Here is a 25,879-nt window from a genome sequence, read left to right on the forward strand (position 1 = left end):
TTAATAAGAAATCAGTCTGTCTGAAGCCACATCAAAGAATTCCGGAGTTCCCAGACCAACAATATTGTTGATGTAATGCTTTTCTGTCCCACCAATACCAGGTACCAACGAAAACTGATATCCCGAAAAGATGGCCGGATCAAATGGTGCTGCAAGGTTCGCCAGCGGCTGCTGGGTAGTAACATCCACTGGTTGAAAGAAATATACTGTGGTAGCAGGGTCTATACTGTCCTTTACCGGCAGAAAGGCGGAAAGCTCACCTTTTCTTATTTTCTCAAATCTTGCTAATGTATCAGTCTTTACCAGCTCAAAAGTATTGGGATCATAATAACATCCATAGATCTGGAGACCAATAGAATCAGGCAGTATATCGCTGGTATAAAAAAAGCTTTGCAGCTTATGATTCTCAGGAACATTCTCTTCTGTTTGTCCAACTAAGATAGGATCACTATCCGCGTTCAATTGTAACAAGGTAAGAGATGCTATTTTTCCTGCTATAGCAATGGTAGTATCTATCAGCGTAGCATTAGTAAAATGATCCTTTATAACGATGTGCTGCATCCCTTCTGTCTTCACGATCATTTTTGTAGAAGTCTGTCCATTATATAAACTGTCCTCAACCAGATCATCATTGACCACTACTTCAAAAGCAGCTGAGGTATTTGTAGAAAAGCTGGTTATCGATAGATTGAGCACCTCAGTAGCCTTTACGAGTTCTCCATCTTTCTTACACGAATAAAATAGCGTGATAGCGCAGATTAAAAAAGTAGCTGTGAAAAATGTTTTAAACGAAATAAATTTTCTATTCATGATCATTAAAAATTTAAAACCCTATTAAATAAGCAGGTGATAAAATACCACCTGCTTATGCTGTTCAAGCATCTTAATTTTTCATTGAGGAAAAAAATAACTTACAGACCTACAGTCCATGTATTTAACCAGGCTTTGCTACCTGGAGCGAAAGCACCTCTGTAAGCTACAGCTGTGAAACCAGTTGTACCAGAGAAATCAGCACCTGTTGCAGCTGGGCTGGTTGCAGTAGGATAAGGCTGGAAGGCCAGGCCTGTTCCGTATGGAGCTGAGATACCGAAAGCAGTCTGAGGATTGCTACCAGTAGCAGTAGTATTGTCAGCAGGCAGTGTACCACCTGTAACAACTGTAGAGAAACCATGTACCAGGTTGTCAGTAAAGTTGGCAACATAAGCAGCAGAACCACCTTCTAAAGACACACCATTGTTATAACCGAACAATACTGAGTTTTTAATAATGTAGTTGGTATTTCTTCTCAGACGAGCACCATTCAGGGTACCGGTAGCAGCAGCAGTTGCTGTACCTGAAATCAATGTCAGGTTGGAGATCTTAGCCTGAGTTAATGGAAGAAGACCGTTACCTGCAGCGTTGTTGTCAGATTCGATACCATTAGCATCTGCATAAACAGCACCAGTACCGGTTGTTCTGCGAACACCTACGATGAACTGCAGGGTACCAGTATAACCGAAATCGAAATCGAAGATGTCGTCATTGGTGTTCAGAGAAACCAGGTGATGAGCGTTTACAGTACCACCGAAGAATTCAAATGAATCATCCTGACCGTAAGCAGCTTCTACGTGGTGCAGTTCTGTACCGCTACCAACACCACCCAGGGTAAGGCTGTTCAGTTCATTACCGTCAACGATTGCAGCACCTGCGTACAGGATACGAACATAACGGAAGATACCAGAAGATTCAGTGTTGAATGTAGTGCTGGCGCTACCATAACCAACGTTAACACCAGCTGGTAATGATGGCAGATTAATACCTTCGATCACTGGATCTGAGCCTAACTGGTTCTGGTTAGTCTGAGCACGACCCAGGATAACGATACCACCCCAGTCACCTACGGCAGGAGTTGCTTCCGCAGAAGTGAAAATGATTGGATTTGCAGAATCACCCAGTGCTGCGATAGTAGCACCACGTGTTACAACCAGTGCAGAAGCTTCAGCAGGAGTAGCTTTTTTAACGCCACGGATCTGCGCACCTGCATTGATAGTAATTTTACCCAGACTGTCTACATAACATTTGCCATCCAGGAAATAAGTTCCGTTTGCCTGAAGAACATACTCGTCTCCCGCTGGAATAACATTAGGCAATGTAGAGCCTGAAGGCAAGTTAACAACAGCGGCGTTTACGGACTTAGGAGCTGTGTCTTGTGCGTCTTTCTTACATGCACCGAAAGCGAGCAGTGATAAAGCTCCGGCTGCAATCATGAATTTTTTCATGGTTAATCCTTTAGGGTTTTAATAATTGTTGTATGTTGATGCTTGAACATTAGAAATTGTATGTAACATTTAAACTCAGATTCCTGCCTTTGAACCATTTATGGTAAACAAAATCCAGGTCCTTGTTGAAAGATGTTCCCTTCGGATCGTGATTGGAGTTTGGATTACTCGCCTGATCCGCTACTGAATCAAAAACAAACTGACCACCGCCGATCTCTGTTGGAGCCGTTGCTTTTACGTTCTGATATATTATGAAGTCCTGCTGCAACAGATCACTGATATTAAATCTGATCTGCATTTTTTTCTTCAGTAACGATGCACTTAACTGCAGATCGATCACATCACGTGCATTTTCATACTGGTCCTGCCATGGGTTAAACCCGGCGTTTAATATTCTCTTTCCGAAACGGTTATATACCACGTTCACACCGATAATGTCACCGAAATAACCCAGTCCGCCGTTTATTACATATGGAGAAAGACCCTGTAACGGACGGTCGCGCTTACCGGCAGGCGCCTGCCCGGGAGCAGCTCCGGCATCTGCAGCTGCTTTCAACAGTGCATCAGGGCTATACTCTACATTCGCCTTCATCCAGGAACCGTTTCCGCTGATATATACTTTCTTCAACCATTCAGCAGAAGTAGCTACAAACCCAAGGGATTTTCTGAAGTCAACTTCGATTCCTCTGTTGGTTGACTTCTCAAGGTTGAAATAGAATAAGCTTATTTGTCCGCCGCCATTTGAAGCCACTACCTCTACCGGACTATCAAATCGTTTATAGAAAGCAGACACAGAAATAATTTCTCCCGGACCTGGATAATACTCATACCTGATATCCATGTTGGTGATCTTCGCGTCCTTTAAACTGGTGGCTCCCCTGTAGGTGCTTCTGTCCCTGAAGTCATAGTAAATAAACGGTGCTCTTTCACGGAAGTCGGCCCTGGCCAGCGTTCTGGAATATGCCAACCTTACATTCATCGTCTGAGTCAGATTATAGATCAGATTAAACGATGGCAACCAGTCAGTTTTACGGTATTTCACCAGCGTATCAACCGGCATACCCGTGGCTTTATTATAAGAGATGCCATTCACGTCCATCGCGTTGTTTTCCATGCGCACACCACCAATGAAGCGGAAATCTTTCAGGAAATTTATATCTGCCATCATGTAAGCAGCATGCAATTTCTGATCGCCGTTATAGTCCTCGCCATCATCACCTGCACTGATCGAAGCAAACTGGTAAGTGAGATATCCCGGTTTTAATAATGTCTGTAACTGATAATCAGGCACACCAAACACCGCCTTGTTAATGGAATCTTTATTCCCTTTTGGATCGTATAACATCCTTAATGCGGATGATTTAAAGTCTGCTTTCCGGAACGCGCCGGCATAACCCACCTTGATCAACTGGTTAGCGTCCCCCACTTTGAATGGAACAGAGAAATTCGCAGCTACATTCTTTCTCTTTTCCTCAAGAGCAGAATTGAAGATCGTATTACCCCTGTTGATAAAACCAGTAGCATCAGTTAATACATATTGATAGTATCCTTTAGGACCATCTGCCTGATAACCCAGTGCCGCGCGTGTATCTGGCTGGTCTCTATGTACGTTTATATAGTCGGCAGACCAATCAAATTTCAGATGCTTATGCAGCAGATGCTCGCCTTCCAGTCTGCTCTGCCACAACTCACTGATCAGCACCATATCTGAATAGTACAATACATCGTCGCCATCCTCTTTGGTGGTCAGCCTGTAGTTGAACTCCTTTCCATAATTAGTAGCAGATTCATGACTGAATCTTCTGTTATAAAGATTCTTCAACACCACTTTATGCCCTTTGGTCTGGAAGCCGATATTCGCGACCGCTCCAATAGCAGTGTTGAAATTGTATGTATTGGCATTATCGTAGTAATAATAGGAAGGTTGATAACGCTTATCATCCACCACACTTTCCTCATGCCTGTAAGTACCTGCTAATGTAATACCCAACGAAGTAGCGTCTCTTAGTTTGATCTTTCTCCCAATCGTTAACTGGTAGTTCTGCACCGGAGAATAACCGTACTTGTGCAATCCCCAATTGTTCGGAATACGGCTATTCATGTTGCTGGTCTTCACATTATCTCCTGCTGCCGCTGCTCTCCTGTAGTCGTCGCGCGACCAGTCTTTTTCCCACCAGGTACGTCTGCCATCATCTGCTGCCAGATATTCCTTGTCGCCTCTTTCAGTTGAATACATTGACTTGCCGGTACTGTTCGTATTCAATCCGCTTCCTATGGTAACAGAAGCGAAATTCTGTGAGGGAATATCCTTCGTATTGATCTGTACTAATCCACCCGCAAACTCTGCCGGCATATCAGGCGTAGCCGTTTTATTGATCACCACATTATCAATAAGGCTGCTCGGCATTACATCAAAAGAGAAGTTCCTTCTATTAGGTTCCGTACTTGGCAGGTTAGCGCCGTTCAGCATAACATTGTTGTAACGCTCACTCAGACCGCGTACCGTTACGAATTTGTCTTCCTGTACTGTCAAGCCACTGATACGCTTTAATACCTGCGCAGCATTGTTGTCAGGAGTAGCCCTGATCTGCTCAGCACTGATACCGTCTGATACTGCAGCATTATTCTTTTGTATTGCATACAAACCTTCTACAGATGCCTTCTGATAGTTGGCAGTTACCACTACTTCTTTTAACGCAGAAGAAGATGGCTGCAAAACAATATTCAATGGCGTCAGTTTCTTTTCTGTTACTATTACATCCGTTATTCTTTTCGTATTGTATGATATGAAACTGAATTCAAGTGTGTATTTGCCCGGTTCCAGCTCCAGATCGTAATTTCCATCCACCTGCGTCACGGTACCTTTACCATTGCTCACCTTCACAGTTACGCCAGGCAACATTTCATTTTTATTATTGACTACTTTTCCACCGATATGGCCAGTTACTACCTGTGCAGGTTTCTCCTGTACCCCTTTCCTGATCATAATCTTATTGTCACTGAAAACTATATCGAGCGGTGCCCGTTCATCCAGCCATTGTAATACATCAGAGAGTTTGTTCACCTGTGCATTCATTGGCTTCACATGGCATTTCTGTAAATATTCTGGATCATAAACAAAAGTGTAACCGGTCTGTTTCTGCAATGCACTTACAATATCAGCAACAGAAGTTACCCCTGCCTTTAATTGTACCTTTTCATTCAATTCAGTATAGAGCTGTGCTGCCAGTACTTCTGATTGTCCGCATATTAATATGCACAGTTGCAGCAGCATAGCAATAGGCATAAATGTCCCCTTACAAAATCTGTACGTCGATTTTTGCATGTTTTTAAATCCAATTTTTATTTAAGAATGCCGTCGTGGTAAACTCGTATATAGGTTTCCTTATTTTTTCTTTATGATGTAATTGTTGCTGTTTACCTGATGTGTGCTCGTAAATTTATGCACATACCCCAGCGTCTCCAGGATGCTGCTGACTGACTGATTCGCATTAAAGTTGCCAGATATTTTTTTTCCGGCAAGCTTATCATCCACCAAAGTGATCCTGCATTTATAGCGGCTCTCCAGCAATGCAAAGGCGTCAGCCAATGTGGTATGATCGAATATGATCTTATAGTTCTTCCAGCCAAGTGTGGTTTTAGCGTTGAATGCTTTAGGCACATCCGGCTGCCGGCCATCCCTGTATTCCAGCATCTGACCTGGCTCCAGCACGTAACGGAAAGATGCTCCTTTTAACGTGTCACTTACTGCTACCCTTCCTTCCACCAGACTTACCTGTATTGCTCCATCTGCTTTATTGGCCGTAGCAATGTTGAAAGCTGTACCCAATGCCGTTGTTGTTATCCCTGACGTGTGCACCTTGAAAGGGAATTCTGCCTGCTTTCCAACCTCAAAATATGCCTCACCGTTTAACCATAATTCCCGGTTACTAATGCTATAGCTTTTGTTATAAATAATAGTAGCATAAGCATTCATCCAAATTCTGGAACCGTCCGCCATATGCACCAGACGTATAGTATTGGAGTTATTATAAATAGTATCAGACAGTACAGCTACTTTTAATTCTCTGCGCTGACGCGGATATTGCCACAACCAGGCCAGTACGCTTAATACCACAATTACCGCTGCAGCAATGCTGTATCCCGGATGAACAATTCTTTTCAAAAAAGGGCCTTTATCAGTCTCCTTATTTGTTGATGCTACTTCCGTCAGCTCACTTATCTGCATGAAATAAGCTTCTGCCTCAGGCGTTTCCTCCTGGTCCAGATAGGCCTCCACTATTTCAACCTCTTCATCCGTACAAAGACCTTTAAAGTATTTTTCCAGTAATTGTGAACTTATCTTCATTTTAGCAGAAATCTCAAAGGCCGGTTTATTTTGTTTTATGACCTGATACAATAAGAGTACGATTACCAGAGATGGTTGTCCTAATCAAAAAACGGAGTTCATAATTCCTTAACATTTAGGGCTGGGAGCGGTCTTAGCCTATGCCTGGCAACTTCCGTTCAACAGCTTGCCGGCGCAAATTTCCAGGGGCGCACTGACCGGGTAATGTGCGGTATGGGCCAACAGGAGTGTTCGATACATCCGTAACCGTGCCCGGCTTACCTTCCGCGCACAAAAAAAGCGTATGGTAGATACCATACGCTTGTTGTTAAGATTGTCATGTGAATGTTCGAGAATGCAAATCGTGTAGGCTTTTAATGGTCATTATGGGGCTCAGAGATTTTGTTCAAATCATCTTCACTCCCACCCAATGAGAAATAATTGCCTTTATAAATATCTTTATTGAATAATGTTTTTGATGTTGTTTGTTGTCGGCATATAGTCTTCTAATGTTAACTTTCGTTTTCAGTACGTGCTACCTATCTTCAAACAATGTTGTTAAATATTTATTCATACATGCATCATTTAATGAATGTTTGAACATCTATTCTTTCCTTTCTACTCCTGTATTCTTGCGGGCTTCCACCTTAGTGAAATATGATAGGTTCCCTCCCCTTCTATTCATTGCTCTTTGGAAAAGCAATGCTCTTTGTTGACAAAGGGTTTTCTATTCATACGTGTCGTTGCGTCAAGGGTTACACACAAATCAATCCTCTAGTTCCGGAAGTCTTCATGCAAATTACATCAATTCACTGAAAGTTCCACAGCAGTCGGATAAATTTTCAACCGTTTTACATACAACTTTTGTGTCAAACCCGCATTATTAGTTATCCATTTTAGCTTTCCCGCACTTCTTAAGCTGTTTTTTGTGTCTTCATGGCCAGATAATACAGCGGGAAACCAATAACGATGATCAATAATCCGGATAAAGCATAGCCGCTCTCAAAACGAAGTAACAATAACGCGAGTACGGATGCTACCACAATATACGCCATTGGTAATACAGGATAGCCAAATGCTTTATACGGACGTGGAATATCCGGACGCTTGCTGCGTAACACAAAGATACCAGCAATTGTGATAACATAAAAAATTAGTACGCCAAAAATTACCATTACAAGTAAATCATTGTATTTACCTGTCAGGCATAACAATGATGCCCACACGCATTGTATCCATAACCCGTTGGCAGGCACGTTGTTTTCATTGAGCTCAGCTGCTTTTTTAAAGAACAGCCCGTCCTCAGCCATTGTATAATAAATACGGGCTCCAGATAAGATCAGGCCATTATTACATCCGAATGTAGACACCATGATCATTACTGCAATCACGAGCGAACCACTTCCACCAAAGATCTGCTCGGCTGCCACAACGGCTACACGATCTTTAGCTGCAAAAGCGATATCATGCATTGGCAGCACCGCCAGATACATCAGGTTGGCACTTACATATACGATGGTCACCAGCAGCGTACCCAGGAATAACGCACGTCCAATATTCTTCTGCGGATTTTTGATCTCAGCTGCAATGAAAGTAATATTGTTCCAGGCATCACTGCTGAACAACGATCCCTTCATGGAAATAGCAATCGCACCACATAAAGCAAGCCCGGACAATACAGATGTAACCACCTGGCCATCTACCTGCGTCAGGCTTACCGCTTCCCAGGCATTTGTCCAGTTTGCATTCCATACTTCCTGCTTGGCACCCAAGAGGAATCCGAATATGATCAGGCCGAACAAAGACAACAGTTTTGCCAGCGTAAACACTGTCTGGATAATTTTGCCGCTCTTAATACCACGTGTATTGATCCAGGTAAGCAATATAATAGAAATGATAGCGACGATCTGCGCTGCCGACACCTTTACAAAACCTGCATTCAGCAATATGTTTTCCTCACTGAAAGCCGGAATGAGATAAGAGGAAAACTTGGCAAACGCCACTGCTACTGCTGCAATAGTTCCCGTCTGTATCACACTGAACTGCGTCCAGCCGAACAGAAAGGCTACCAATGGATTATAAGCTTCACGCAGGTAAACATACTGTCCGCCTGCCTTTGGGTACATACCAGACAACTCACCATAACTCACCGCCGCGATAATCGTAACGATACCGCCCAATACCCACATTAATGTTAACCAACCCGCAGAACCCACATTACGGGCTATTTCTGCAGATACAAGGAATACACCGGATCCTATCATGGAACCGGCTACGATCATGGTTGCGTCCAGTAAACTTAAACTGGGGCGGAAAGCTGTGTTGTGGTTTTCCATATGTTCTGTGTGTCTATATGATTAAAAAAATCCCGTCTCGGTAATGTTTACGAGACGGGATTCCAATTTATAATTATTTTTCAAACGTTTTTGCTATAGCAACTATTATTTTTTCTCGGTAGTTGATGCATTTGCTTCGTTCAGCCCCTTAATCACTTCATTTGTAATATCATACTTCTCATCCTTGTACAAAACATTGCTGGCTCCTGTACGGTAAGAAAGAATATAGGCATAACGTTTATCACTGTTATACTTGGCCAGGAAATCGTTCAGTCTTTTCTGCAGTTCTTCGTTAAACTTGTTTTCCTGTTCTGCATACTGGGAACGCATGTTCTGCGCCTTGCCTTCCAGCTGCTGCTGTTTGTTATATAAAGCACGCTGAGTTGCCTCTCCCTCTGCCTGCGTCATACTCTGAGCTCTGCGTTGAAAATCAGCAGCTTCGTTCTGTAATGCGCGTACATTGGCCTGCAGTTCATTGTCTATCGCCTGCTGTTTCTTCTCTAACTCAGCCTTTTTTTCCTTGAAATAATCATAATGAGCTTCAACGGTATCGATATCCACATATGCAATGATAAAGCCGTTATTAGATGCAGCACTGCCGTCCTTGGCAGCAGCTGCCGGACTATTGTTCCCCTGTTTGTTACTCTGTTGGCAAGCAATAAATGTTCCGGCTGTCAGTACCGCTAGTAATCCGCTTTTCACAAGTTGTTTAGTAGTGCGCATGTTGTTAGGTGGATTTTTTAATCTCCTTAAATACATTTTTAAAATTGAACGGCTAAAATAAGGTTTTTAGATGATTATACTTAGTCCCCGGCTTTCTTAACAACACTTTCACATATAGATTTTTTCCCTGCTCCGGAAGCCGCCTTAATGCGCGAATGTCGCCAGTTTGAAGGAATCTGCCTTCAGAGCATTCCCGTAACCAATAATAGTATACTGCTTCTGGTCCTGTATCTCATAATTACGGCTGTTAGCGCCCATCAGGCTCAGGGAAGAGTCAGCATAACGAACATCTACATTACGTGTCCCTACCGGCACCTCCAGGAAATCAGTAGATGCCTGGTAGCTCTGACGCCGGAAATTCCGCACACCATCCACATAGAAGTCCAGCGTCAGCCTGGTAGCTGCATTGACATAGGTATCACTCAGGTTAATAAACCTCACCTTACCAAAATTGGGTTTCGATGGCGCCAGGTTATCTTCCACCAGCAGCAGCTGCAGCGTTCTGCTGTTATTCTGGGACAGGAATACAGAATAATAATGCCCGTTCCGTAAGCTGACCTCTCCGCCGCCTATCGGTGTGGTATGGTTTCCAGCACGATAGATCAGCAACGTATAACGCTTTGCCTGGAATGCATGATAGCCTGTACTCTCTCCATACCCCAGCCCTGTGCCGATGCTGGCAGTATCTATCGTCACATCAAATTCCTGGTTAGGCACCGCAGTAAAAAAATTAATGCTGGAACTGGTCTCCGGTATAGAGCTGTCACTGTCTTTACTGCAGGCCATGACACCCGCTACTATTAATAACAATACTAAATAAAGCCCTTGCTTCATAACAATCGTCCGGTAGTTTAATTGACGGAAAGTTACAGGTAAAAAAAATGTCCCGGCACTACGCACGGGACATTTTTTTTATACATGAGTGTATCTCTTCTATTCTTCTTCGTCAAACTGGAATACTTCTTTGGAAGACGCCAGGATATCATATTCTTCTTTGGATCCTACGATCATGTTTTCGAACTCACGCAGACCAGTACCTGCAGGTATCAGGTGACCGGTAATTACGTTCTCTTTCAGGCCGAGCATGTCATCTGTTTTACCGTTGATGGCTGCAGAAGACAGTACTTTGGTTGTTTCCTGGAAGGACGCTGCAGAGATCCAGCTGTGAGTACCCAGGGATGCCTTGGTAATACCTTGTAACAGCGGGCTGGAGGTAGCCGGTTTTGCATCACGGAATTCCACCAGTTTCTTATCTGCACGGCGCAGCAGGGAGTTCTCTTCCCTTACCTGACGCAGGGTAACGATCTGACCAGCTTTCAGCACGGTAGAATCACCCGCTTCGGTAACCACCTTCTTATCGAAGATGTTGTCGTTTTCTTCAAAGAATTCAAATTTATCGGTAGTGTCACCTTCCAGGAAGCGGGTATCGCCCGGATCCTCGATGTTCACTTTACGCATCATCTGACGTACGATCACCTCAATGTGCTTGTCGTTGATCTTCACACCCTGTAAACGGTATACCTCCTGTATCTCATTTACCAGGTATTCCTGAACAGCAAACGGTCCTTTGATGGACAGGATGTCTGCAGGAGTGATGGAACCATCAGACAGCGCTGTACCTGCTTTCACGAAGTCACCGTCCTGTACCAGGATGTGACGGGTCAATGGCACCAGGTATTTCTTGATATGACCTTCACGGCTTTCGATGATGATCTCACGGTTACCACGTTTGATGTTACCGAAAGCTACCACACCATCAATCTCAGATACGATGGCAGGATTGCTTGGGTTACGTGCTTCAAACAGTTCAGTTACACGTGGCAGACCACCCGTGATGTCGCGCAGTTTACCAAGTACGCGAGGGATCTTAACGATAACCTGACCAGCTCTTACTGCTTCCCCTTCTTCAATTACGATGTGGGAACCAACCGGCAGGTTGTAAGATTTCACCTCTTTATTACCGTCTACGAAGATAGACGGGATCTTGTTCTTGTCTTTTGTTTCAATTACCACTTTCTCACGGTGACCAGTCTGCTCGTCAGCCTCTTCACGGAAGGTGATACCTTCGATGATGCTGTCGAAACGGATGTTACCTGCGATCTCAGATACGATAACGGCGTTGTACGGGTCCCACGTACAGATCATGTCACCTTTGGCAACTTTCTGTCCGTCTTTCACCAGCAGGGTAGAACCGTACGGAATGTTGTTGGTGATCAGCAGCCTGTCGTTCTTCACGTCCATGATACGTAATTCACCGGTACGGCCAATTACCACCTGCACTTTCTCACCTTCGTTGTTTTCGTATGTAGTGGTACGCAGACCGTCGAACTGGATAGTACCGTCGAATTTAGCCTGTAAGCCGGTATCCACGGAAGTAGAACCAGCCACACCACCCACGTGGAAGGTACGCAGTGTCAGCTGTGTACCAGGCTCACCGATGGACTGTGCGGCAATGATACCTACAGCATCACCACGCTGGGTCACATAACCGGTAGCGAGGTTCTTACCGTAACATTTCACACACACTCCTCTGCGGCTTTCGCAGGTCAGTACGGAACGGATTTCTACAGTGTCGATAGCGCTGTTCTCAATACGGTGAGCGATATCTTCAGTGATCAGGCTACCTGCTTCAACGATCAGTTCCTCTGTATGAGGATCGAATACATCGTGCAGGGAAGTACGGCCAAGGATACGGTCGTACAGTGGCTCAACCACCTCTTCGTTATCTTTCAGTGCAGAAGTCGCAATACCACGCAGGGTACCACAGTCTTCTTCATTAATTACCACATCCTGTGCTACGTCCACCAGACGACGGGTCAGGTAACCCGCATCCGCCGTTTTCAGCGCCGTATCCGCAAGACCCTTACGGGCACCGTGCGTAGAGATGAAGTATTCCAATACGTTCAGACCATCCTTAAAGTTAGACAGGATCGGGTTCTCAATGATCTCAGAACCGGTAGATCCACTCTTACGCGGTTTAGCCATCAGACCCCTTAAACCAGCCAGCTGTTTGATCTGCTGTTTGGAACCACGCGCACCGGAATCAAGCATCATGTACACAGAGTTGAAGCCCTGTTTGTCATTCGCCAGCTCACGGATCAGCGTTTCAGTTACTTTGGTGTCCACACGTGACCAGATATCGATGATCTGGTTATAACGTTCGTTATTCGTGATCAGACCCATGTTATAGTTATCCCATACCTCATCCACTTCGCTGGAAGCACCGTCAATCATGTGCTGTTTCACTTCCGGAATGATCAGGTCATTGATATTGAAGGACAATCCACCACGGAATGCGGTACGGAAACCAAGCTGCTTGATATCATCCAGGAACTTCGCAGTCTTAGGGATATCAGTATACTTGATGATGTCACCGATGATTTCACGCAGGGATTTTTTAGTCAGCAGTGCGTTCACATAACCAGCCTCTTTTGGAACGTGCTGGTTGAAGATCACACGGCCTACAGTTGTTTCGATCAGCTTAGTTTCCAGCTCGCCTTTCTCATTACGTACAGTCGCTCTTACGCGGATGTTCGCATGCAGGTTCACTCTCTGCTCGTTGTAAGCGATGATCACCTCTTCTGCAGAATAGAAAGCCTTACCTTCTCCTTCTACTTTTTCAGTAGGAGTAGATTTCTTGCCTTTGGTGATGTAGTACAGACCCAATACCATGTCCTGTGAAGGCAGGGTGATAGGCGTACCGTTCTGCGGGTTGAGGATGTTGTGTGATGACAGCATCAGTAACTGTGCTTCCAGTATCGCAGCATTGCTGAGCGGTACGTGCACGGCCATCTGGTCACCGTCAAAGTCGGCGTTGAACGCAGAACACACCAGCGGGTGGAGCTGGATCGCTTTACCTTCCACCAGTTTAGGCTGGAACGCCTGTATGGACAAACGGTGCAGGGTCGGAGCACGGTTTAACATTACAGGATGTCCTTTCAGTACATTCTCCAGGATATCCCAAACCACTGCTTCTTTTCTGTCTACCAGCTTCTTCGCTGATTTTACCGTTTTAACGATACCTCTTTCTATCAGTTTACGGATGATGAACGGTTTGAACAGCTCAGCCGCCATATCCTTAGGCAAACCACACTCGTGCAGTTTCAGCTCAGGACCTACCACGATAACGGAACGACCAGAATAGTCAACACGTTTACCCAACAGGTTCTGACGGAAACGACCTTGTTTACCTTTCAGTACGTCAGACAGGGATTTCAGTGCACGTCCGCCTTCTGCTTTCACCGCATTTGATTTACGGGAGTTATCGAAGAGGGAGTCAACTGCTTCCTGCAGCATACGTTTTTCGTTACGTAAGATCACCTCTGGCGCCTTGATCTCGATCAGACGTTTCAGACGGTTGTTACGGATAATTACCCTGCGATACAGGTCGTTCAGGTCAGAAGACGCGAAACGGCCACCATCCAATGGAACTAACGGACGCAGTTCCGGTGGTACTACAGGAATATATTGCATTACCATCCACTCAGGACGGTTTTCTACACGACCATTTGCTTCACGGAAAGCTTCCACCACGCTCAGACGTTTCAGGGCTTCTGCCTTACGTTGCTGGCTGGTTTCAGTTGCCGCCTGGTTACGCAGCTGGTAAGAAAGGCTATCCAGATCAATTCTGGCCAACATCATTTCTACCGCTTCAGCACCCATCTTGGCGATGAACTTGTTTGGATCCTCGTCAGGCAACAGCTGGTTGTCTTTCGGCAGGGTATCCAGTATGTCGAGATATTCTTCTTCTGTCAGCAGGTCGCCGTAGTTCAGGCCTTTCTCCTGTTTAGCGCCAGCCTGTATGATCACGTACCTTTCGTAGTAAACGATGGTTTCGAGTTTTTTAGAACTCATACCCAGCAGGTAACCGATCTTATTAGGTAATGATTTAAAGTACCAGATGTGTACTACAGGCACAACCAGGCGGATGTGACCCATTCTTTCACGACGTACCTTTTTCTCAGTTACTTCCACACCGCAACGGTCACACACTATACCCTTGTAACGGATACGTTTGTATTTTCCGCAATAGCACTCATAGTCCTTTACGGGGCCGAAGATCCTTTCACAGAATAAACCATCACGCTCCGGCTTGTAAGTACGGTAGTTGATGGTTTCCGGCTTCAGCACTTCCCCATATGAGCGCTCCAGGATGGAATCCGGAGAAGCCAGACTAATGGTAATGCTGCTAAAGTTTGATTTAGGACGATTTTCTTTCTTGATGGCCATTGTATGTTGTTTAAAGAAAATTCACATGTTATTCAGTCCGCGGGCATAGACAGCGTCCATGGAGACCGTGTCTGATTATCTAAAGCCTAAGGCCCATAGTCTAAAGCGGTTGCTTAAGACTATGGACCATCAACTTATGGACTAATTATTAATCAAATTTCAAATCCAGACCCAGACCGCGGAGCTCATGTATCAATACATTGAATGATTCCGGTACGCCTGCTTTTGGTATGTTATCGCCTTTAACGATAGACTCATATGCTTTGGCACGGCCTACAATGTCATCAGACTTAATGGTTAACAGCTCCTGCAGGATGTTGGATGCACCATATGCTTCCAGTGCCCACACCTCCATCTCACCAAAACGCTGACCACCGAACTGCGCCTTACCACCCAACGGCTGTTGTGTAATGAGACTGTATGGTCCGATAGAACGGGCGTGCATCTTGTCATCAACCATGTGGCTCAGTTTGAGCATGTAGATAACACCCACAGTGGCTTTCTGGTGGAAACGCTCACCGGTTTCGCCATCGTACAGGTAAGTATGGCCGAAGCTTGGCAGACCTGCTTCGTTGATATATTTGGCAATTTCCTCAGTGGTAGCACCATCAAAGATCGGCGTTGCAAACTTCACTCCGAGTTTCAGACCAGCCCAACCCAGTACTGTTTCGTAGATCTGTCCAAGGTTCATACGGGAAGGTACGCCCAATGGGTTCAATACGATATCTACCGGTGTGCCGTCTTCCAGGAATGGCATGTCTTCATCACGTACGATCTTCGCAACAATACCCTTGTTACCGTGACGTCCCGCCATCTTATCACCCACTTTCAGCTTACGTTTGCTGGCCAGGTAAACCTTCGCCAGTTTCAGTACGCCCGCTGGCAGCTCATCACCAATTGAAATGTTGAACTTCTCACGTTTGTAACGTCCCAGTTCCTCATTGTACTTGATGTTATAGTTGTGCAGCAGTGTGTTGATCTGATCGTTGGTCACCTCGTCGGTGGTCCAGCCGAGCGGATTCACGTTCTGGAAGTCTATGTTAGCCAGGTTCTTGGAAGAGAACTTAGAGCCTTTGGAGATCAATACTTCACCGTAAGTGTTGGTGATACCCTGAGAGGTTTTATCCTTCAGCAGTGTCAGCAACTTACTCATCAGCACTTCCAGCAGGTCTTCTTCGTTCTTCTGGTGTACTTTTTCCAGTTTCTCCAGCGCCGCTTTTTCACGCGTCTTGGAGTTCTTATCTTTCTTGGCGCGGCTGAACAGTTTCTTGTCAATTACCACACCTTCTGTGCTTGGAGGCGCCTTCAGGGAAGCGTCTTTCGCATCAGAAGCCTTGTCACCGAAGATCGCACGCAGCAGTTTTTCTTCAGGAGAAGGATCAGATTCACCACGTGGAGTGATCTTACCGATCAGGATATCTCCCTCCTTAATGTGCGCACCAACACGGATGATACCGTTCTGGTCCAGATCTTTGGTAGCTTCTTCACTTACGTTCGGAATATCCGGGGTCAGTTCTTCCTCACCCAGTTTCGTATCACGTACTTCCAGCTCGTACTCATCGATGTGGATGGAAGTGAAGAGGTCTTCACGGCCCACACGCTCAGAGATTACGATCGCATCCTCAAAGTTGTAACCTTTCCATGGCATGAACGCCACTTTCATGTTACGGCCCAGCGCCAGTTCACCACCACGGGTAGCATAACCTTCTGTAAGGAAGTCTCCTTCTACCAGCTGCTGTCCTTTCTTAACGGCAGGACGCAGGTTGATACAGGTGCTCTGGTTGGTTTTAACGAACTTGGTCAGCTGATATATCTTCAGGTCATCTTCAAATGACACGAGTTTCTGCATTTCATCACGCTCGTAACGAACATGAATTTCATTTGCATCCACGAATTCAACCACACCTTTACCTTCAGCGGTGATCTGCAGACGGGAGTCGCGCGCTGCTTTACCTTCCAGACCGGTACCTACGATAGGCACCTGCGGATTGATCAGCGGTACGGCCTGACGTTGCATGTTTGATCCCATCAAAGCACGGTTGGCGTCATCGTGTTCCAGGAACGGAATCAGGGAAGCGCTCAGACCCACGATCTGGTTCGGAGCAACGTCCATGTATTCAACTTCACCTTTATCGAGGATCGGGAAGTCACCGGTTTCACGGGATTTCACCTTGTCGTTAACAAAGTGGCCGCCTTCATCCAGTGGTGCGTTTGCCTGTGCGATCTTTACAGAATCTTCTTCTTCAGCGCTCAGGAACTGCACTTTATCCATGTCAACTTTACCATCATTCACCTTACGGTAAGGCGTTTCGATAAAGCCCATGTCGTTCACTTTTGCGTGTACGCACAGTGTGGAGATCAGACCGATGTTCGGACCTTCCGGTGTTTCAATGGTACAGAGACGGCCATAGTGGCTATAGTGTACGTCACGCACCTCGAAACCTGCTCTTTCACGGCTAAGACCACCGGGTCCGAGTGCAGAGATACGACGCTTGTGCGTGATCTCAGACAGCGGGTTCGTCTGATCCAGGAACTGGCTCAGCTGGCTGGTACCGAAGAAGGAGTTGATTACGGAAGACAGTGTCCTTGCATTGATCAGGTCCACCGGTGTGAATACCTCATTGTCACGAACGTTCATTCTCTCACGGATGGTACGGGCCATACGGGCCAGACCAACACCAAACTGCGCATATAACTGTTCGCCCACGGTACGCACCCTACGGTTGCTCAGGTGATCGATATCATCGATCTCCGCTTTACTGTTGGTGAGCTGTACCAGGTATTTAATGATCGCGATGATATCTTCTTTGGTCAGCACTTTCATGTTCAGCGGTGTAGGCAGACCCAGTTTCCTGTTGATCTTGTAACGGCCTACATCTCCGAGGTCATAACGCTTGTCAGAGAAGAATAATTTATCGATGATACCCCTTGCTGTTTCATCATCCGGCGCATCGGCACCACGCAACTGGCGGTAGATGTGCTGAACTGCTTCCAGCTCGGAGTTGGATGTATCTTTATTTAAAGTATTGTAAATGATAGAGAAGTCGCCGCTCACCTCTTCTTTCTGCACAAACACGCTCTTCACGCCCATATCCACGATCGTCTCGATATTCGCTTCGTCCAGGATACTGTCACGCTCCAGCATGATCTCATTACGCTCGATGCTCACTACTTCACCGGTATCTTCATCCACGAAATCTTCTACCCAGCTTCTGAGTACGCGTGCACCCAGTTTCTTACCGGCATATTTTTCCAGGCTCTTCTTGTCTGCTTTTACTTCGTCAGCCATTCCAAAGAGCTGCAGAATGTCCTTGTCTGTTTCGTAGCCGATCGCACGCAGAAGGGTAGTTACAGGGAACTTCTTCTTACGGTCGATGTAAGCGTACATCACATTGTTAATGTCAGTTGCAAACTCCATCCACGCCCCTTTGAACGGAATCACCCTTGCAGAGTAGATTTTAGTACCGTTTGGATGTATGGACTGTCCGAAGAATACACCAGGAGAACGGTGGAGCTGAGATACTACCACGCGCTCTGCGCCGTTGATCACGAATGTACCTCTAGGGGTCATGTAGGGTATATTCCCGAGGAATACGTCCTGCACAATCGTCTGGAAGTCAACGTGCTCCTCATCGTTACAGCTCAGGCGTAATTTCGCCTTCAGCGGTACAGAATAGGTAAGCCCACGTTCAATACATTCCTCTATAGTATATCGCGGAGGGTCTACAAAGTAGTCCAGAAACTCCAGATTAAAGATGTTACGGGTATCTGTAATCGGGAAGTTCTCCTTAAATACTTTAAAAAGGCCTTCATTGTTACGTTTGTCTGGTGTGGTTTCTAACTGGAAGAAATCCTTGAAAGATTGGATTTGGATAGCCAACAGATCCGGTGTCTCAGTAACTTGTTTGATCTTTCCAAAATTTACTCTTTCGTTTGTTTGGGCTTTTTTTAGAGACATATTCGAAGTTAGCAGTTATATTAACTTATATAATATTGTGAAGTAAATCACAACATGAATCGGGGAAATTAAGACATCTTTGTCAAATACCCTCAAAAATTTCTGTCTTCTCTGTTGTGTCAAATCCACCGACCTGGTGATTCCCCCTTTTTGACGCTCCGAAAAGACACTTTCCCAAAGGGAAGAAGGCCAAAAGTGCCAGAAGCACTTTTGACCTTTATAAAGAGGTATCCTTTAAGCAAAGAATTACTGAATTTCAACTTCAGCACCAGCTTCTGTCAGCTTAGCCTTCAGATCTTCTGCCTCAGCTTTGGAAACGCCTTCTTTCAGTGATTTAGGCGCACCGTCTACCAGTTCCTTAGCTTCTTTCAGACCAAGACCGGTCAGATCTTTAACGATCTTCACTACGTTCAGTTTGCTAGCACCTGCATTTTTCAGGATAACGTTGAAGGCAGTTTTTTCTTCAGCAGCAGCAGCACCGCCACCACCATCAGCAGAAACTACAACTGCAGCAGCAGCTGGTTCGATACCATATTCAGATTTCAGGAAATCTGCCAGTTCTTGCACTTCCTTAACAGTTAAACCTACTAATTGTTCGGCTAAAGCTTTAACGTCTGCCATTGTATAATGTTTTTAAGAATTTTAAAGATTGTAATAATTTATATTGTGACTTGGAAGCCAGTGTTGTTTTGCGCGCCTGTCAAGGCATTCAGCCAATTACTCAGCTGCAGGTGCTTCTGCGCCGGCACCTTCTTTCTTAGCTTTCTCAAGCAAACCAGCGAGAACGCGTTTTGCAGGAGATTGCAACAGACCGATAACGTCTCCAATGAGTTCGTTCTTGGTCTTGATCTTAACCAGGGTAGCCAGTTGAGCGTCGCCAGTGTAGATTTCGTCACCTACGAAAGCTGCTTTCAGCTCTGGTTTTTCTGTTTTCTTGTTGTCCTTACGGAAAGAAGAGATGATCAGAGCCGGCTCTTTAGGGCTGTCAGAGAACATCAGGGCAGTAACGCCGTTCAGCGCGTCGAATACACCCGCATATTTCTCCTTATCCAGAGATTCCAGCGCCTTGCGGATCAGGGTGTTCTTAGCCACCTTCATTTCCACTTTCTTATCGAAACAAACCCTTCTCAGCGTGTTCACCTGCTCAACAGTCAGAGACTCGGTGTTGGTGATGTAGAAGTTGTTATATTGAGAGAACTTACCTTTCAGCAGTTCAATCGCTTCATTTTTTTGATCTTTGTTCATAGCTTTTTGTCAGTTTTTATTGATCCCTAATAACTCTTCCCTCCTTGCGGGGATTCTGTCATTCCAGATTTGATCAATTAGTTTTGAACAGATTTTGTGTCAACTGTGATGCTAGGGCTCATTGTGCTCGCCATAGACAGTCCTTTCAGGTAAGTACCTTTCGCTGTAGCTGGTTTCAGCTTGATGATAGCGTTGATCAACTCCTGAGAATTCTGTTCGATCTTGTCAGAAGCAAATGATACACGGCCAATTGAAGCGTGGATGATACCTGCTTTATCCACTTTGAAAGTAATCTTACCGCCTTTTACCTCGTTAACTGCAGCTGCCACATCATTGGTAACAGTACCAGTCTTAGGGTTCGGCATCAGGTTACGTGGACCCAGGATCTTACCCAGTTTACCGATCTTAGGCATCACAGCAGGAGTTGCTACGATAACGTCGATATCGGTCCAACCAGCTTCGATCTTCTGGATGTACTCGTCCAGACCAACATGATCAGCACCAGCTTCTTTTGCAGCAGCTTCTTTATCAGGAGTGCAAAGAACCAGTACACGTTTAGTTTTACCAGTACCGTGGGGAAGCGTTACGGAACCACGGATAGCCTGGTCTGCTTTCTTGGGATCTACGCCCAGACGGATATGTAAATCGACAGAGCTGTCGAATTTGGTGCAGTTAATGTCTTTTACAAGTGTGGAAGCTTCTTTCAGGCTGTAAACCTTGTTTTTGTCCACCTTTGTATCGGCTGCTTTTCTTTTCTTAGTTGCCATTTGCAAAATGTTTTAAAAAGTTAACCTGCTTTCAACAGGGTGACACAATTAATTCCAGGGAGCGTTACCATCTACTGTGATACCCATAGAACGGGCAGTACCAGCTACCATCTTCATGGCGCTTTCCTTGGTGAAACAGTTCAGGTCAGCCATTTTGTCCTGAGCTATTGCCTCAATCTGGGCCCAGGTAACTTTACCAACCTTGTTACGGTTAGGCTCTTTGGAACCACTCTGCAATTTGGCTGCTTCCAGCAGCTGTACAGCAGCAGGAGGCGTCTTAATTACGAAATCAAATGACTTGTCAGTGTAAACAGTCAGTAACACAGGTAATACCTTACCCATCTTATCCTGGGTACGGGCATTGAACTGCTTACAGAACTCCATGATGTTCACACCTTTAGAACCCAATGCGGGACCGATCGGAGGTGCAGGATTGGCCTGGCCGCCTTTCACCTGCAATTTCACGTACGTAGCGATCTCTTTTGCCATGTTATAAAGTTTAATTTGGTGAAAACGTCTCGCCTCAGACGAGACTCCCAAAACTAAAAGGAGAAAATTTACTTACTAAAAAGAGAAAATTTACCTTTTAAAGGGGATGCAAAGGTAAATAATAATGAATTAAATCTCAAAAAGAATTTGCTTTCGGGCATTCTTTTTGCTATTATAATCAGTTCGGGTCGAAAATTTTACAATTCTATTGCAAAAGTATTTTATCTTAACCCAGCAGTAAAAACTTTCCGGGCATAATTATGTCTGTATGGTCGACGACAAATCTAATTTAATTTAATGGAATTCCCATCCAGGTCGTCTTATAAAATAAAGATTTTCTGAACATCTTCCCCGTCCTGATATATTTGTCCACAAACGCCTGCTCCTCATTCAAACGCTTCTCCAACGAACTTAATGACTCCTCCAGCTCACTGATATTGCCCCTGATCGTCCCCTCATTCCGGTTTAATCCTGCCAGGCCCTTCCTGCTCTCCGCCAGCTTCCGCCCTATCGCTTCTACCATTTCCCTGATCGCACTGTCCGGCTTCGAAGGCTTAAACTGGTTGTTCTTGAACTGCACATATTCATTGAACAGGTTCACAGCCCGGTTATATTGATTACTGCTCCTGTTAAAATCATCTATAGCCCTGTTCGCCGCCGCTATCTGCCTGTTCTCTGCTATGTATTTCACCAGGCTCTTATAATATCCCAGCTCATGGCTGATCAGCTGGTTGGTCACCCCGTACCCTTCTATCCTGTTGATGACCAGCTGGTATTTCAGCAGATCGTCTTTCATCGTTTCGTAAGCAACCACCGAATCTTTATAATTAAATACAGCACGCGCTGCCGCTGCTTTTACATTATTGTCCCGGAACTCTTCATGCCTGTAAGGATGCTCCAGCAACTGCCATAAAGGATCAAAAGGCATATGTGTTGTCACAAAAGCTGACGGCGCCACCAGGAAATAACTATCTACCGGCTTCCTCACAAACTTATTATTGTTCACCACACCCGCTCCCCAGGTCGGATCCGTCATATACCAGGTATCATCCACCTGTACAGCAATCCAGGCATGACTGGCATTATCGATCTTACCGTACGTTTTAGTATACCCGCCTATCAGATGTACCGGAATACCGGCCTCTTTACAAACCAGGTAATATAAATTCGCGTAACCCTGACAAACTCCGATCCTCGTCCTTAACGTCTTCTGCGCCGCATCCAGGGTGTCTTTGTAATAGTCCGGACTATACATATTGGCCACATCATAGCCCACATTCCACACCAACCAGCTGTACAACTGGCGGACAAACTCTTTCTTCGATGTGGTATGCGCCGATAAATAATGGCTCAGGGTAGCCGGTGTAGCCAGGTCTGCCTCCGGTATTACCGGGGCCGCTGGTACCGGGCGTTCGGTACTGATTCTTTCCTTAGGCTGGGCATATGATAATGATGCAGAAAATAACGTGATGACAGTTAACAATATAAAAACAATCCTCATATGTATAGCGAATATGTTCGCAAAATTAGTGAATATCAACCAACTTATGCTTCCGGTTAACCCAACCTTCTCTGTTTTCAAACGTTATTGATTACAACAAAACTCCACCAATTATGCGATGTCTATTGTTATTTTCAGCCTCAGTCCTCATCTCACTTTTATCGCTCAGCACCAGCTCGCGGGCGCAGAACCAGTCTGACGAACACAAAGCCTGGATGGAATATATGACACCAGGTGCTGTTCACCAGATGCTTGCCAAATGCGACGGCGAATGGAGCTTTGATATGACGATGTGGATGAAACCAGATGCCCCTCCGACCACGTCTACGGGCACTACCGTCAACAGGATGATCCTGGGCGGCCGTTACCAGGAATCTCTCCACAAGGGCACTTTTATGGGAATGCCTTTCGAAGGTCGTGGCCTGCTCGCTTATGACAATGCCAAGAAAATATTCCAGAACTCCTGGGTTGACAACATGGGCACCGGCATCATGACCACAGAAGGTACCTGGGACGAGGCAACAAAGTCTGCCACACTTACAGGCAAATCAGTTGATCCCATGACAGGAAAGGATATGGGTATTAAAGAGATCTTTAAGATGCTCGACGATGATCACCAGGTGATGGAAATGTACATGGTGAATGACGGCAAGGAATTCAAGATGATGGAGATCAAATACACGAGAAAGAATTAGGCATAAAAAAAACCGTCCTGCTTAAAGCGGGACGGTTTAATATGATTACTGAAATAGTTAGCTGATTTTTTCTACCTGCATGAAGTTCAGTTCTACCGGAGTGGCGCGACCGAAGATCTTCACGGTTACTTTCAGTTTCTTCTTGTCTTCTATCACCTCTTCGATGATACCGTTGAAGTCGTTGAAAGGTCCATCTATGATCTTGATAGTTTCGCCAACAATGAAAGGCTCGCTCATGGTCAGTCCGTTATCAGACATTTCATCAACCTTACCTAACATCTTGTTCACTTCAGCCTTACGCAGTGCGATGGGCTTGTCTTTACCCAGGAAGTGAATAACGCCTGATACGTTGCGGATAGACTGGATCACCTCATCGGTCATTTTACCGTCTATTGCTTCGATCATTACGTAACCCGGATAGAAGTTCTTTTCGCGCATCACTTTTTTTCCTGCCTGCACTTTATACACCTTTTCTACAGGTAAAAATATCTGGGTGATCACGTTACCCCAATCGGAGCGGCGTACTTCGATATCCAGGTATTCTTTTACCTTCTTCTCTTTACCACTCACTACGCGCAGAACGTACCATTTGGTGTCCTGGGTGGGAATGTTTGTTTCTTCTGCAGGGTTATTGGATGCATCGATCATTATGAAATAATTTTATAGTACTGAGTCAACATGAGATGTGAAAGGGCGTCCATACCCCAAACAATCGCAGTGATAACTACAGTAGCGATTAATACAATCATTGTGGAAGACTGCAGCTCCTGCCATGTAGGCCAGGATACTTTATGCACCAGCTCGTGATAAGACTCCCGGAAGTATGCTCTAACCTTATTCATTGGTTTAAAAAATTAACCGTTTGAAAACATGAAAGGTGAAAAGCCTTCACTTTTCACCATTGTTAGCACGGGCACAAGGATTCGAACCCTGATCAAAGGTTTTGGAGACCTCTATTCTACCATTGAACTATGCCCGTGTATGTAAAAAAAGACCATTAGCCGCCAGCTTTCAGGCTACCCGGCGAAACAAATTTACATAAATTAAATTTATCCGCTGAACGCAATTTGCTAATTGCTAATGGCCTTCTATATCAAAAAAGTGATTACTTGATGATCTCAGTAACCTGACCAGCACCTACGGTACGTCCACCTTCGCGGATAGCGAATTTCAGACCTTTTTCCATAGCGATTGGAGCGATCAGTTTTACAGTCAGAGAAACGTTATCACCAGGCATAACCATTTCAACACCTGCTGGTAATTCAACTTCACCAGTTACGTCAGTTGTACGGAAGTAGAACTGAGGACGGTATTTGTTGAAGAACGGAGTGTGACGGCCACCTTCTTCTTTGCTCAGTACGTATACTTCACATTTGAATTCAGTGTGCGGAGTGATAGAACCTGGTTTAGTGATAACCATACCACGACGGATCTGAGACTTTTCAATACCGCGGAGGAGCAGACCAGCGTTGTCACCAGCTTCACCTTCATCCAGTAATTTTTTGAACATCTCAACACCAGTACATGTAGAAGACAGTGGTTTTTCGATCAGACCAACGATTTCTACTGGCTCACCTACTTTAATCTTACCACGCTCGATACGACCTGTAGCAACAGTACCACGACCAGTGATAGAGAATACGTCTTCTACAGACATCAGGAACGGCAGATCAACCGGACGAGGAGGCAGTGGGATGTATTCATCAACTGCAGCCATCAGTTCGTCAACAGCAGCAACCCATTTGTCTTCACCAGCCAGAGCGCCGGTTGCAGAACCCTTGATGATTGGTGTGTTATCACCATCATAGTTATATTTGCTCAGCAGTTCGCGGATTTCCAGTTCAACCAGTTCCAGTAACTCAGGATCATCAACCAGGTCAACCTTGTTCATGAACACTACGATACGAGGAACGCCTACCTGACGAGCCAGGAGGATGTGTTCTTTAGTTTGTGGCATCGGACCATCTGTAGCGGCAACCACCAGGATAGCACCGTCCATCTGCGCAGCACCAGTGATCATGTTCTTCACATAGTCAGCGTGACCAGGACAGTCAACGTGCGCATAGTGGCGGTTAGCTGTCTGATACTCAACGTGTGCTGTATTGATGGTAATACCTCTTTCTTTTTCTTCAGGAGCCGCATCGATCTCATCATAACCTTTCTTCTCTGCCAGACCCTTGTTTGCCAAAATGGTAGTAATGGCAGCAGTCAAGGTAGTTTTACCGTGGTCAACGTGGCCGATGGTACCAATGTTTACGTGGGGTTTATCCCGCTTAAAGGTTTCTTTTGCCATTGTATTTTTTTTAGATGGTTTGTAAAGATTGTATTGATAGTTGTTTTTATAAAAAACG

At 45.3% G+C, this 25,879-nt stretch carries 18 protein-coding genes and 1 tRNA gene; 1 reads left to right on the forward strand and 18 read right to left on the reverse strand.

Going from position 1 to position 25,879, the window contains the following annotated elements; all coding sequences use genetic code 11:
- From L3C95_RS22470 to L3C95_RS22535, 14 genes are all read right to left on the reverse strand, one after another.
- Nucleotides 1–810: a hypothetical protein gene (locus tag L3C95_RS22470; protein WP_236390924.1), complete on the reverse strand. Its 810-nt coding sequence runs from the start codon at nt 808–810 to the stop codon at nt 1–3.
- Nucleotides 811–911: 101 nt separating this feature from the next.
- Nucleotides 912–2,258, reverse strand: coding sequence for a hypothetical protein (locus L3C95_RS22475; RefSeq protein WP_236390926.1), 1,347 nt, complete (start codon nt 2,256–2,258; stop codon nt 912–914).
- Nucleotides 2,259–2,307: 49 nt separating this feature from the next.
- Nucleotides 2,308–5,583 (reverse strand): TonB-dependent receptor, encoded by a 3,276-nt coding sequence (locus L3C95_RS22480; protein WP_236390928.1) that lies wholly within the window; start codon nt 5,581–5,583, stop codon nt 2,308–2,310.
- A gap of 60 nt (nt 5,584–5,643) precedes the next feature.
- Nucleotides 5,644–6,606: a FecR family protein gene (locus L3C95_RS22485; RefSeq protein WP_236390930.1), complete on the reverse strand. Its 963-nt coding sequence runs from the start codon at nt 6,604–6,606 to the stop codon at nt 5,644–5,646.
- Nucleotides 6,607–7,499: 893 nt separating this feature from the next.
- Nucleotides 7,500–8,921 (reverse strand): APC family permease, encoded by a 1,422-nt coding sequence (locus L3C95_RS22490; RefSeq protein ID WP_236390932.1) that lies wholly within the window; start codon nt 8,919–8,921, stop codon nt 7,500–7,502.
- 105 nt (nt 8,922–9,026) lie between these two features.
- Nucleotides 9,027–9,644, reverse strand: coding sequence for an OmpH family outer membrane protein (locus L3C95_RS22495; protein ID WP_236390934.1), 618 nt, complete (start codon nt 9,642–9,644; stop codon nt 9,027–9,029).
- Nucleotides 9,645–9,788: 144 nt separating this feature from the next.
- Complete coding sequence (locus L3C95_RS22500) at nt 9,789–10,478, reverse strand: DUF4397 domain-containing protein (RefSeq protein WP_236390936.1); 690 nt, start codon at nt 10,476–10,478, stop codon at nt 9,789–9,791.
- A 99-nt stretch (nt 10,479–10,577) separates the two neighbouring features.
- Nucleotides 10,578–14,873, reverse strand: a complete 4,296-nt coding sequence (gene rpoC / locus L3C95_RS22505; RefSeq protein ID WP_236390938.1) for a DNA-directed RNA polymerase subunit beta' — start codon at nt 14,871–14,873, stop codon at nt 10,578–10,580.
- 148 nt (nt 14,874–15,021) lie between these two features.
- Nucleotides 15,022–18,831, reverse strand: a complete 3,810-nt coding sequence (rpoB, locus tag L3C95_RS22510; protein WP_262915909.1) for a DNA-directed RNA polymerase subunit beta — start codon at nt 18,829–18,831, stop codon at nt 15,022–15,024.
- A 246-nt stretch (nt 18,832–19,077) separates the two neighbouring features.
- Nucleotides 19,078–19,452, reverse strand: a complete 375-nt coding sequence (gene rplL / locus L3C95_RS22515) for a 50S ribosomal protein L7/L12 (protein WP_236390942.1) — start codon at nt 19,450–19,452, stop codon at nt 19,078–19,080.
- 96 nt (nt 19,453–19,548) lie between these two features.
- Nucleotides 19,549–20,076, reverse strand: coding sequence for a 50S ribosomal protein L10 (rplJ, locus tag L3C95_RS22520; protein ID WP_236390944.1), 528 nt, complete (start codon nt 20,074–20,076; stop codon nt 19,549–19,551).
- A 77-nt stretch (nt 20,077–20,153) separates the two neighbouring features.
- On the reverse strand, nt 20,154–20,843 hold the full coding sequence (rplA, locus tag L3C95_RS22525) for a 50S ribosomal protein L1 (RefSeq protein ID WP_106602923.1): 690 nt from the start codon (nt 20,841–20,843) through the stop codon (nt 20,154–20,156).
- 48 nt (nt 20,844–20,891) lie between these two features.
- Nucleotides 20,892–21,332 carry a 50S ribosomal protein L11 gene (rplK, locus tag L3C95_RS22530; RefSeq protein ID WP_089835181.1) on the reverse strand — a complete coding sequence of 147 codons (441 nt, stop codon included), beginning with the start codon at nt 21,330–21,332 and terminating at the stop codon, nt 20,892–20,894.
- A 289-nt stretch (nt 21,333–21,621) separates the two neighbouring features.
- Entirely contained in the window at nt 21,622–22,833 is a 1,212-nt protein-coding gene (locus L3C95_RS22535) for a transglutaminase domain-containing protein (RefSeq protein WP_236390946.1), read from the reverse strand.
- A 113-nt stretch (nt 22,834–22,946) separates the two neighbouring features.
- Here L3C95_RS22535 and L3C95_RS22540 point away from each other — a divergent pair, with 113 nt between their 5' ends.
- A complete protein-coding gene (locus L3C95_RS22540; protein WP_236390947.1) occupies nt 22,947–23,528 on the forward strand; it encodes a DUF1579 domain-containing protein in 582 nt (193 codons plus the stop codon).
- A 57-nt stretch (nt 23,529–23,585) separates the two neighbouring features.
- Here L3C95_RS22540 and nusG read toward each other — a convergent pair whose 3' ends face one another.
- From nusG to tuf, 4 genes are all read right to left on the reverse strand, one after another.
- A complete protein-coding gene (nusG, locus tag L3C95_RS22545) occupies nt 23,586–24,176 on the reverse strand; it encodes a transcription termination/antitermination protein NusG (RefSeq protein ID WP_012789374.1) in 591 nt (196 codons plus the stop codon).
- Nucleotides 24,176–24,370 (reverse strand): preprotein translocase subunit SecE, encoded by a 195-nt coding sequence (gene secE, locus L3C95_RS22550; RefSeq protein ID WP_236390949.1) that lies wholly within the window; start codon nt 24,368–24,370, stop codon nt 24,176–24,178. The genes nusG and secE overlap by 1 nt, the downstream gene beginning before the upstream one ends.
- Nucleotides 24,371–24,436: 66 nt before the next feature.
- Nucleotides 24,437–24,507, reverse strand: a tRNA-Trp gene (locus L3C95_RS22555).
- Nucleotides 24,508–24,633: 126 nt separating this feature from the next.
- Entirely contained in the window at nt 24,634–25,821 is a 1,188-nt protein-coding gene (gene tuf, locus L3C95_RS22560) for an elongation factor Tu (protein WP_236390951.1), read from the reverse strand.
- Nucleotides 25,822–25,879: the final 58 nt, after the last annotated feature.

This window comes from Chitinophaga filiformis (genome assembly GCF_021646545.1).
In the GTDB taxonomy this organism is placed as follows: Bacteria; Bacteroidota; Bacteroidia; order Chitinophagales; family Chitinophagaceae; genus Chitinophaga; species Chitinophaga filiformis_A.